Source organism: Candidatus Binatia bacterium, assembly GCA_036382395.1.
GTDB lineage: Bacteria > Desulfobacterota > Binatia > HRBIN30 > HRBIN30 > JAGDMS01.
Genome location: DASVHW010000361.1, coordinates 1 through 9,717 on the forward strand (window position 1 = coordinate 1; position 9,717 = coordinate 9,717).

The 9,717-nt window shown below is 61.4% G+C and carries 15 protein-coding genes; 10 read left to right on the forward strand and 5 right to left on the reverse strand.

The window, feature by feature from the left end; translation table 11 throughout:
- Positions 1–273: hypothetical protein (locus tag VF515_17365; GenBank protein ID HEX7409402.1), on the forward strand; the 273-nt coding region annotated here is incomplete at its 5' end.
- 84 nt (positions 274–357) lie between these two features.
- Entirely contained in the window at positions 358–846 is a 489-nt protein-coding gene (aroQ, locus tag VF515_17370; protein ID HEX7409403.1) for a type II 3-dehydroquinate dehydratase, read from the forward strand.
- A gap of 25 nt (positions 847–871) precedes the next feature.
- Here the strand turns inward: aroQ and ddlA are convergent, their stop codons facing one another.
- The gene (gene ddlA, locus VF515_17375; protein HEX7409404.1) at positions 872–2,011 is read right to left on the reverse strand and encodes a D-alanine--D-alanine ligase; all 1,140 of its coding nucleotides are present in this window, start codon (positions 2,009–2,011) and stop codon (positions 872–874) included.
- A gap of 136 nt (positions 2,012–2,147) precedes the next feature.
- On the opposite strand from ddlA, the gene VF515_17380 reads away from it, so the two are divergent.
- The 3 genes from VF515_17380 to VF515_17390 all read left to right on the forward strand — a co-directional run bounded on the left by VF515_17380 (position 2,148) and on the right by VF515_17390 (position 3,121).
- Positions 2,148–2,336, forward strand: a complete 189-nt coding sequence (locus tag VF515_17380; GenBank protein ID HEX7409405.1) for a hypothetical protein — start codon at positions 2,148–2,150, stop codon at positions 2,334–2,336.
- A 151-nt stretch (positions 2,337–2,487) separates the two neighbouring features.
- Entirely contained in the window at positions 2,488–2,763 is a 276-nt protein-coding gene (locus tag VF515_17385; protein HEX7409406.1) for a helix-turn-helix transcriptional regulator, read from the forward strand.
- Positions 2,764–2,878: 115 nt separating this feature from the next.
- On the forward strand, positions 2,879–3,121 hold the full coding sequence (locus VF515_17390; GenBank protein HEX7409407.1) for a hypothetical protein: 243 nt from the start codon (positions 2,879–2,881) through the stop codon (positions 3,119–3,121).
- A 49-nt stretch (positions 3,122–3,170) separates the two neighbouring features.
- On the opposite strand, the gene VF515_17395 is transcribed toward VF515_17390, so the two are convergent.
- The 4 genes from VF515_17395 to VF515_17410 form a co-directional block, all read right to left on the reverse strand.
- On the reverse strand, positions 3,171–3,824 hold the full coding sequence (locus VF515_17395) for a hypothetical protein (protein HEX7409408.1): 654 nt from the start codon (positions 3,822–3,824) through the stop codon (positions 3,171–3,173).
- A gap of 143 nt (positions 3,825–3,967) precedes the next feature.
- A complete protein-coding gene (locus VF515_17400) occupies positions 3,968–4,345 on the reverse strand; it encodes a hypothetical protein (protein ID HEX7409409.1) in 378 nt (125 codons plus the stop codon).
- Positions 4,346–4,431: 86 nt separating this feature from the next.
- Positions 4,432–5,223, reverse strand: a complete 792-nt coding sequence (locus VF515_17405) for a Crp/Fnr family transcriptional regulator (GenBank protein HEX7409410.1) — start codon at positions 5,221–5,223, stop codon at positions 4,432–4,434.
- Positions 5,224–5,275: 52 nt separating this feature from the next.
- Entirely contained in the window at positions 5,276–5,446 is a 171-nt protein-coding gene (locus tag VF515_17410; GenBank protein ID HEX7409411.1) for a hypothetical protein, read from the reverse strand.
- A gap of 31 nt (positions 5,447–5,477) precedes the next feature.
- Between VF515_17410 and VF515_17415 the strand changes: the two genes are divergently transcribed.
- The 5 genes from VF515_17415 to VF515_17435 form a co-directional block, all read left to right on the forward strand.
- The gene (locus tag VF515_17415; GenBank protein ID HEX7409412.1) at positions 5,478–6,371 is read left to right on the forward strand and encodes a tetratricopeptide repeat protein; all 894 of its coding nucleotides are present in this window, start codon (positions 5,478–5,480) and stop codon (positions 6,369–6,371) included.
- A 163-nt stretch (positions 6,372–6,534) separates the two neighbouring features.
- Entirely contained in the window at positions 6,535–7,461 is a 927-nt protein-coding gene (locus tag VF515_17420; protein HEX7409413.1) for a decaprenyl-phosphate phosphoribosyltransferase, read from the forward strand.
- A gap of 5 nt (positions 7,462–7,466) precedes the next feature.
- The gene (locus VF515_17425) at positions 7,467–7,832 is read left to right on the forward strand and encodes a cupin domain-containing protein (protein HEX7409414.1); all 366 of its coding nucleotides are present in this window, start codon (positions 7,467–7,469) and stop codon (positions 7,830–7,832) included.
- Positions 7,829–8,833, forward strand: a complete 1,005-nt coding sequence (gene gmd / locus VF515_17430; protein HEX7409415.1) for a GDP-mannose 4,6-dehydratase — start codon at positions 7,829–7,831, stop codon at positions 8,831–8,833. Before VF515_17425 ends, gmd begins: the two co-directional genes overlap by 4 nt.
- Before the next feature lie 14 nt (positions 8,834–8,847).
- Positions 8,848–9,717: GDP-mannose 4,6-dehydratase (locus VF515_17435; GenBank protein ID HEX7409416.1), on the forward strand; the 870-nt coding region annotated here is incomplete at its 3' end.

A 9,717-nucleotide genomic window follows, 5' to 3' on the forward strand; every position in this document is an offset into this window, starting at 1 on the left:
ATCGATGTGCACGACGATTTGGTGAACCCACTCGAAGGTGGTTCGACCATTGTCATCACGTCGACTGCTGGCACCATCAGCGGTGGAAACATCAGCGTGCCGGACGACGAATCCTTCAACCAGCTGGTGGACGGTAAGACAAGTTTCAGCTTCTCGCTTTCGGTCGATCAATCGGTTACCAAGACCACTAACGCAGCCATCAGCGTGACGATTACTTCGCCCAACGGCAACTACAACGCACCTCTGACATCTGGTGAAATCGTTGTTCCCTAAAGGATGTGGCTGAGGGGGGTCGGTTCCTCGGGTCCCCCCACTGCGAATTGCGTTAACCGCTGTATGTTTGCTAGAGGCGTTGCCATGGCAGCCAAGAAAAGAGATCCTCGTGCTGCGAAAGATCAGACGGTTCCGCGCGTGCTCGTCCTGCACGGTCCAAATCTCAACATGGTAGGCACGCGTGAACCGGGCATCTACGGCCACGAGACGCTGGCCGACATCGAACGCGGACTCAGCGAACTGGCGCTTGACCTTGGTGTTGCGCTGAAGACGTTCCAGTCGAACAGTGAAGGGGCGCTCGTCGATCGCATTCAGGCGGCGCGGGGCACGGCCGACGCCATTGTCCTGAATGCCGGAGCCTACACGCACACCAGTGTCGCCATCCGCGACGCGCTACTCGCCACCGATTTGCCCGTCATCGAAGTGCACCTGTCCAACACGTACAAGCGCGAGCCGTTTCGCCACTGCTCCTTGATTGCCGACATCGCGGTGGGACAGATCACCGGCTTCGGCGCGAACAGCTATCTGCTCGGGTTGCGTGCGGCGGCGGATATCCTGGCGCGCCGGAAGTAAAGGGAGTATCGGCGGTCGGCCGGGTTCACTCGGGCTGCACGGCCGCTGGCACGTAGGCTTTCTTCAGGCGACTGCGCTGTGCATGGCGTTCGAGTCCCAGATCGATCAGACGGCTGATCAGTTCCCGGTAAGATAGGCCGGACGCTTCCCACAACTTCGGGTACATGCTGATCGTCGTGAAGCCGGGAATGGTGTTCAGCTCGTTCACGTACCAGCGGCCTGTTCCGCGCTCCAGGAACAGATCGACACGGGCCATGCCGGCGCAATCCAGCAGCTGAAAGACGCGCACGGCGAGTTCCCGCACGGTGGCGACTTGGGATTCGGTGAGCGGGGCTGGAATGATGAGGGTGGCGCCATGTTCATCCACGTACTTCGCCTCGTACGAGTAGAACTCCGCGGTGGGGCAGATTTCACCAGGGACCGACGCCTGCGGGTTGTCGTTCCCGAGTATGGCGCATTCGATCTCTCGCGCGTCGATCCCTTTTTCTATGAGAACCTTGTTGTCGTACTCCAGCGCAACGGCAATGGCAGAGGACAGGGCCTCGAACGCCTTCACTTTGGTGATACCTACGGACGACCCAAGGTTTGCCGGTTTGACGAACAACGGTAGTCCGAATTCGCTGGCGCGCGCGATGACCGCTGTGGTGTCAGCCGTCCACTGCGCCCTCGTCGTCGTAAAAAACGGTACCACCGGTACGCCGGCAGCGTGCAACAACCGCTTCTGCACGTCCTTGTCCATTCCGACGGCAGAACCCAGCACACCGGCGCCGACGTAGGGGATGTCCGCCAATTCCAGCAGCCCCTGGACGGTCCCGTCTTCGCCATACGGGCCGTGCAAGACCGGAAACACGACGTCGACATTGCCGATGGCAGCAGTCGGGTCTTGGGGATCGATCAGTTTCCCCGTCGTGGGAGCCGGCAGGAGTATGACCTCGCTGCCTGCGCCGTTGAGCGCCGGCAGCGGCGCCTCTGTCAGTTGCCGGAAGGCCCGCTCACCCAGGAGGTGCCAGTGCCCAGCGCGATCGATGCCGATCAAGCTGACACGATACCTGTCCGGGTTGATAGCGTCGACGATGCTGCGCGCCGAGCGCAATGAAATCTCATGCTCACCAGACCGACCACCGAAAATCACGCCGACGTGTACTTTGCTCTTCGACCGCGCCACCCCGCACCTCCTTGTGACGACCGTACCACACTTTCGGCTGGTGCTCACGTTCAACAAGCGTAAAAACAGGGGGCTTGCATCACGCGCGGCGCTATGGGTAAATGCGTTCGTAAAGATTGAGACGGATTTCACACTGATGACCAGATCGCATTACATCACGGACGGAGAGCAGCGGCGACGTCATGCCCACGCATGGGGACGTGGCGGCGCTACGGTCGTGGCGGCATCTCTCGTGGGTGCCGTGACGATGGCGGTGACGCTTTTCGTCGCGAAGATTAACCCGCGCTGGGTGTCCGGTGGCCTTCTGAGGGAGGGGAATCCGTAAAGGGCGAGACAACTCTTGAGGATAAAGGGGCCACCGGACGAAAGTTCGGTGGCCCCTTTTTTTTGGCGAAATGAGGTCTCCGCGATGGGCGGGGACGAGCGGATCGGGGATGGGCTCCGTTCCGCCAGACGATCCGGAGAGGAGGACAACAATGGGTCGGATCGATGGACAGTTGGTGGCGCAGCGGTTGAGAGTGGTGGTGGCCGACGAGCCCAAGGCGTTTGCCTATGAGATCGGGGTCAGCCTGTCGGCACTTTACAACTACCTTAACGGTCGAGTTCCCTCGACCGAGGTGCTGTTCCGCATCGCCTGCTACACCGGTCGGCCGATGGAGTGGTTCCTCGGTACCGACGGCGCGGGCAGCGTGGATATGATGGTTGGGTTGGGTTGTAAGGGCAACGGCGCCAGCGTTGCGGTGGCCCACTGAACAGTTCGGGTGTTCCCTTGTGGTCCTTCCCACGGGGAGGACGGACGCCCTAGGGCACCTACGACACGCACTCTGGCCGTGCGGCGTCGGTGGGTGCGTGATCGGAGGTGATCATATGGAATGGTTTGCGATGCTCCCAGTGCCCGTGAGCATCGTCGCGGGCGCAGCCGCCCCCGGAGCGGTGGAGTTCAGTGCCGGCAGGACTCTCTGTGTCTTGTTGGCGTTGCTGGTGGCGGCGGTGCCACTGCTGCTGGTGGCGCGTCACGCCTATAGTTCCCGGCGTTCGAGAGTGAGAGCCGAAGGCCCATGCTTGTGCCTGCTCGAAGGCGGAAAGGAAATACCGTTCCATGCGGCTTGAAAGGTTGGCGCCACCTATGAAAAGGGGGAAGGCTCTGATCTCGGCGGATTCAGGTTCCGCTCCATCCGCCCATGCGATACCTGAAGGCGCGGCCGCGGTGTGTCGAGCCGTGCAACTCAATGAAGAGCAGTCCACGCATCACCATGGTGAAGTACAACAATAGCGCCGTCACTGCGTCTTGCGCGTAGCCGGCGATGCCGCCGATGGGCAGAGAAGCGACACCGTACATAATGGCGACCGCGACGAGCGTGGCGGGGAACCACTCGATCCAGTTCTCAGCGATGAACTCGTAACTCTCCGACAGCAGGGTGGTGGCTGAGTAGTGTCCCATGTAGATCAATTCCGGGACTGCATTGAACAGAACGAAAATCGCGACATACAGGAAGAGGAGGATCACTTCGCCCTGCGGTAGCTGCAAAACGGCCGGGCTGACGAGAGTGAAGAGGAAGAAAACGAACATGATCCCCACTACGTCCCATAAATAGCGGCCAAAGCTGTGACGGAAGTCGTTCAGAGTTACCCTCGAGGTCCGCACGATCATCTCGACAAGGTAGAGGAAGGAACCAAGGCAGGCCGCCTGAACGAGCGTCAAAGCAAAACCGCCGGCGATGCCCAACGGCAGACACAGTCTGGCGGCAACTATCCTGATGGCCTGATAAACAAAGAGGCTGCCAAGAACCGGCCAATTCTTTCCGGCCAGCATCGCCGCCCGAGCGCACACTTGGCGGTATATCTGCAATGTTACAACGAGCCATTCCATCGATTACACCACGATGAGTGGCGCACTGTAACGATGCCGGTACAGCGGGTCAACCGCGCGCGGACACCGCACGCGGCAGCCATGGACTACCGCGGCGCAGGATGCTGCGGGAACATGCGCGAAACGTTGAGCTCGCGCAGGCGCTGCGTCAAACGGGTCCATTCGTCGCGCAATGCGCGCGGTACGGGTTCCTTCAGGCTTTGAGCCCAGGGTGGACCGTCCTCCGGCCCCGTAATGATGGACTCAACGATACTCCGTGACTGTGTGAAGGCGACGCGGTTGCTCAGTTGTCGCACGCGTGGGCGCACGTGCATCTCGCGTACGTGAGTCACTATTTCAGCCAGCCGCTGCCGGATGCGAAGCTCCTCGGTAACCAACTCCCACTGGATCGAGGGTGGGTCTCCAGTCAGTGGCCACAGGTATTCGTCAACTTCAATGTCGGCGCGGTATTCGTCTCGTCGCATCTCGTCACCCCGTCGGCGCACACTTTTATGGATGCGGAGGAGCGTTGGAAGATGCCAATGTGCCGTAGGGCACACCGCGCGCGGAATTATTGTGTCGTTTGAGACTCTGCGTGCCCTAGACGCTGCTGCGTCTGCGACGGACGAAACAGATCGCCGCGGAGGATCTGCTCGACGTGCACGTTGTAGCGCTGGTCGAAGAAGCGGTGCGTGAGGACGATCTTGCGGCCGTCTCTGACCGTCAGCCCTTCGCGCTCGAAGCGTTTCATGACGCGTGCGACGTTGGCGCGCGAGGCAATGGCGAACTCGGCGAGGTCGGCATGTGTTACGGGCAAGTCGATCAACACGGTCCCGTTGGTATCGTGTCCGAAATCGCGCGCCAGGACGGCTAGTTCGTGGACGAGGCGCTCCTCCAGGCGCAGGCCGAGCAGGCAGCACTTGTCGTACAGCAAACGACTCAGCACCCGCCAGCTGAACGAGACGATTTGCAGGACGCTGGGCGGCGGAGAGTTGGCGACCAACTCGGCCATCATTTCGTTGGTGATGATGGCGACGGTGGAATCGATGAAAGCGCTGGCGGAAAACAGCCGGGGCTGCCCTTGGTCGGCGTACCAGTTCAGACCGAAGAACTGCCCGGGTCGGATGAGCTGGACGCACACCGTGCCCGCGCCCGACGGACAACTGACCTTGACCACGCCACTGACCAAGAAGTTGACAAAATCGGCGCTGTCCTCCGGGCTGAAGATGTTTTGTCCTTTGTTCCAGCGTCCCAGCTGCGCACTGCGCACCAGGAGATCGACGGCGCTTGGCGTCATGCCCATGCGCCGGCTGATATGGGTCAACAGCGTCCGGAGCTGTTCTTTTGGGACACTCAGCAGCACTTTCGACTCCACTCGGCTATTGATGCTGATCCGCTCCAACAGGGATGGGTTTTCATGGATCGAACTGCGAGTCAAGGTGGGACGCCGCACCGATATCGCTTCCAGCCGCCTGCTCTGTGGCGATGATCAGGATTTCGACGAGCACACCCACGCCGCCGATCAGCACAGGCCGCGTGAGGGACTCGTGCGGCGCGACGGCGGTTGCATCCGCGCGTTGCTCCAATTACTGTTCCAACACGCTGCGGAAGGTGCTGGTGGCCCAGGGAGATCCGAAGATCAAAGGTCAGGTTGTTCCGATGAACGAGTACCTCGTTGATGTCGGCGATAAGGATTTCGAGGCTGCGGTCATCGAGCGCTCGAAGCACACGCCGGTGGTGGTGGATTGTTGGGCCCCGTGGTGCGCGCCCTGCCGAGCCCTCGGTCCACTGCTGGAACGACTGGCGGAAGAGCATCACGGCGCGTTCATTATCGCCAAGGTGAATGTCGATGAGAATCCGCAGTTGTCGGCAGCACTCGGCATCAGCAGCATTCCGATGGTGCTCGGCTTCCGCGACGGCAAGCCTGTTGCCGAGTTTGTTGGCGCGCTGCCCGAGGCGGCGGTACGAAAATTCCTGACTCAGGTGCTGCCGACTGAGGCAGACCGCTTGGCGGCTGAAGGCGATCAGCTGCGCGCCACCGGCAAGAGCGCCGAGGCCGAAGCGCAGTTTCAAGGCGCGCTCGACCTGGATGCGCGTTGCCCGCGTGCGCTGCTCGGTTTGGCCGCCGTCCTGACGGATCGTGGGGAGTACGAGGAGGCGCTGGCCCTACTGGAGCGGGTCGGATTTGGCGCCCTGCGGCAAGATGCCGACCGACGGGCGGCCGAGATTCGCGTCCGCCAAGGCGGCAGGGGCGACGAGCAAGCATTACGGGCGAAGGTAGCGGCTGATCCTGCCGATATCGAGGCTAGGTTTCTTCTGGCCCAAGTGTTGGCCGCCGCGTCGAAGCATAGCGAGGCGCTGGAACAGTACTTGGAAATTGTTCGTCACAATCGTCAGTTCCACGATGATGCGGCACGCAAGGCGATGCTGGATATCTTCGAACTGCTCGGACCAGAACACGAAGCCACCGGTCATTACCGGTCGGAACTCGCCAAGGTTCTGTTCCGCTGATCTCGGTAGATGCCGCGTCGAAGTCCAGCGTAGCCAGGCGATCATAGCGGAACTGTGGCAAAATCGCCCAGGACAGCTTATTGTCCAGGCGAAAACCAAGGAGCGTGGCGAAGTCGCGGTCTCAGCCGCGTGCGCTACGGTGGGTTGAGAAGGAGTGCATGCGGTGAACCGTGCTGAAGCAAGCGTTGTTCCGGTCCAGCGGGCACGTGCGTCGACGCTGCGCGATCTCGTGTCCTTGCTGCGGCCGACGCAATGGAGCAAGAACGCTGTCCTGTTTGCGGCGCTCATTTTCTCCAAGCACCTCTTCAAGACCGGCGATCTCATCGTGGTTACGCTCGGGTTTGTCGCCTTCTGTGCTCTCGCGAGCGGCGCCTACGTCATGAACGACCTGCGCGACTGCGACCGCGACCGCGAACACCCGTTGAAGGCGCTCCGACCGTTGCCCTCCGGGCGTGTGCGTCGCGGTACGGCGATGGTGTTGGCCGTTGGCTTGGTCTTGGTTGGACTGGGAGGCGCGACCGCCCTCAATGCCGGCTTCGGACTTCTGGCGTGCTTGTATTTCCTCTTGCAGGTCGGGTACACTTTTTGGCTCAAGGAAGTGGTCATTCTGGACGTCATGGCAATTGCCGCTGGCTTCGTCATCCGGGCGGTGGCAGGCGGGGTCATGATCGCCGTGCCGGTATCGCCTTGGCTCATCATCTGCACCTTCTTGCTGGCGCTCTTCCTCGGGTTCTCGAAGCGGCGACATGAATTGATCTTGCTCGAAACTCGGGCCACGGACCATCGCGCCAGTCTGAAGGAGTACAGCCCCTACTTCCTCGACCAGATGATTGCCGTCGTGACGGCCTCGACCGTCGTGGCCTACGCCATTTACACGGTGTCACCCGAAGTGCGGGAGAAGCTCGGTACCGATAAGCTCTACCTGACCATCCCGTTTGTGTTGTTTGGTATCTTCCGTTACTTGTACTTGGTGCATCAACGCGAGGAAGGCGGTAACCCCACCCAGCTCTTGCTGAGCGACCAGCCGTTGCAGGCCGGTGTCCTGCTGTGGATTCTGACTGCCGCGGTGCTGCTGTACTGGACGCCATGACAGCAATGGCAGCGCCGTTCGTCGGCCGGAGAGTGGAGAAGCCGTGGGGATACGAACTCATCTGGGCAGAGACCCCGCGCTACGTCGGGAAAATTCTTCACATCGAGCGCTCCGGCCAGCTGAGCTACCAGTACCACGAGCGCAAAGTCGAAACGATTCACCTGTTTGTCGGGGCACTTGAACTCGATATCGCGACGGCCGATGGGCCACGGCAGACGATACGCTTGCACCCTGGCCAGAGCTTCCACATCCCTCCGGGCCTGCGTCACCGCATGACGGCCATCGAAACCTGCGACGTGCTCGAAGCGTCCACCCCAGAGTTGGATGACGTGGTGCGGCTGGAGGATCGGTACGGACGGGTAGACAAATGACCGGCGCGAAACGCCGCGCGCTGATTACCGGTATCACCGGGCAGGACGGTTCCTACCTTGCCGAGCTGCTGTTGGAACAGGGCTATGAGGTATTCGGCATGGTCCGTCGCGCTAGTACCGAGAACTTCGCGCGCATCGAGCACCTGCGGAGCACGGTCAGCTTGGTGCAGGCAGACTTGCTGGACCAGCTGTCGTTGATTACCGTGCTGCAGCGCATTCGCCCGGCGGAGGTCTACAATTTGGCGGCGCAGTCGTTCGTGCCGACGTCGTGGGAGCAGCCGATGTTGACGGCGGAGTTCAACGCGGTCGGGGTCACCCGTGTGTTGGAGGCCATTCGCTTGGTCGACCGTGACATCCGCTTCTACCAGGCCTCGTCGAGCGAGATGTTCGGCAAGGTCCGTGAGGTGCCGCAAACGGAACTAACGCCATTCCATCCGCGCAGCCCGTACGGCGTCGCCAAGGTCTACGGGCATTTTATTACCGTCAACTACCGCGAGAGCTATGGGCTGTTCGCGTGCTCGGGAATCCTCTTCAATCATGAGTCGCCGCGGCGGGGAAAGGAGTTCGTCACCCGCAAGATCACCGACGCGGTGGCACGCATCAAGCTGGGTCAGTGCGGGGAGCTGTGCCTGGGCAACTTGGCGGCGCGCCGCGACTGGGGGTACGCGAAAGATTACGTCCGTGCCATGTGGCTCATGCTGCAGCAGGATGAGCCGGACGATTACGTCGTAGCCATGGGCGAGGAGCACAGCGTCCAGGAAGCTGCGGCGATTGCCTTTGCCCACGTTGGCCTCGATTGGCGCGCCTACGTGCGCGAGGATAGGAGCTTGATCCGGCCGGCTGAAGTTGATCACCTCATCGGCGACGCTGCCAAGGCGCGTCAACGCTTGGGGTGGCGTCCCACGGTTGGATTTCAGCAGCTCATCGAAGTCATGGTGGACGCCGACCTCGATTTGGTGCGCCGTGAGATGGAACAGGGCGCCTCGTCGCGTTCTGCTTGAGGCCAAACGGCCCCATGCGCGTCCTGATCGCGGGGATCACGGGCTTTGCCGGCCGGCACCTTGCGGACCACCTGCGCGGTGAAGGGCACGACGTCTTCGGCACGGCCCGCAATTTGCCCCCAGACAAAGCGCCTCGATTTCCGAGTGCCCTGAATTTGGCGGCGGATCATCTGTTGGTCGCCGACATCTGTGACCGTTCCCGACTGGCGGAGGTCGTCCGTCAGGTACATCCAGATGGGTTGTTCCACCTGGCCGCTTTCACCAGCGTGGCCGCATCGTTCAAAGATCCTGACGCCGCCTATCAGGCCAACCTCATGGGGAGTCTCAACGTGTTCTGGGCGGTGCACGCCAGCGGTGTCAACTGCCGCATCGTCTGGATCGGTTCGAGTGATGCATATGGGCAAGTGGGCGCCGACGAACTGCCGGTGACGGAGCAGTGCCTGCTGCGGCCGCTTAGCCCCTATGCCGCCAGCAAAGCCGCGGCCGATCTGGCGGCTTATCAATGGTCACGCGCGCAAAAGCTCGATGTGATCCGCATGCGGCCGTTCAACCATACCGGACCAGGGCAGCCATCGCAGTTCGTTTGTTCGGATTTCGCGCGCCAGATGATGGCGGTGAAATCCGGCAGACAGCCGGCACGGATCGAAGTGGGAAATCTCGATGTGGTGCGCGACTTCAGTGACGTGCGCGACGTCGTCCGAGCCTACGTCATGGCATACGAAGGTGGCACACCAGGAGAGGCCTACAACGTGTGCAGCGGCATTGGCCGCACCCCACGTGAGATTCTCGAACAACTCATCCACCTGAGCGGCGTCGAGGTGACCGTGTCCGTGCTCGGAGAACGGCAACGGTCTGTCGATGTGCCGGCGCTGATCGGTAGCGCT

Bases quoted from the DNA above. Each gene is read 5' to 3' on its own strand.
- VF515_17385 (HEX7409406.1), top strand. From the start codon at position 2,488: ATGGGTCGGATCGATGGACAGTTGGTGGCGCAGCGGTTGAGAGTGGTG.
- VF515_17425 (HEX7409414.1), top strand. From the start codon at position 7,467: ATGGCAGCGCCGTTCGTCGGCCGGAGAGTGGAGAAGCCGTGGGGATAC.
- VF515_17380 (HEX7409405.1), top strand. From the start codon at position 2,148: ATGACCAGATCGCATTACATCACGGACGGAGAGCAGCGGCGACGTCAT.
- gmd (HEX7409415.1), top strand. From the start codon at position 7,829: ATGACCGGCGCGAAACGCCGCGCGCTGATTACCGGTATCACCGGGCAG.
- VF515_17395 (HEX7409408.1), bottom strand. From the start codon at position 3,824: ATGCTGGCCGGAAAGAATTGGCCGGTTCTTGGCAGCCTCTTTGTTTAT.
- VF515_17390 (HEX7409407.1), top strand. From the start codon at position 2,879: ATGGAATGGTTTGCGATGCTCCCAGTGCCCGTGAGCATCGTCGCGGGC.
- VF515_17400 (HEX7409409.1), bottom strand. From the start codon at position 4,345: ATGCGACGAGACGAATACCGCGCCGACATTGAAGTTGACGAATACCTG.
- aroQ (HEX7409403.1), top strand. From the start codon at position 358: ATGGCAGCCAAGAAAAGAGATCCTCGTGCTGCGAAAGATCAGACGGTT.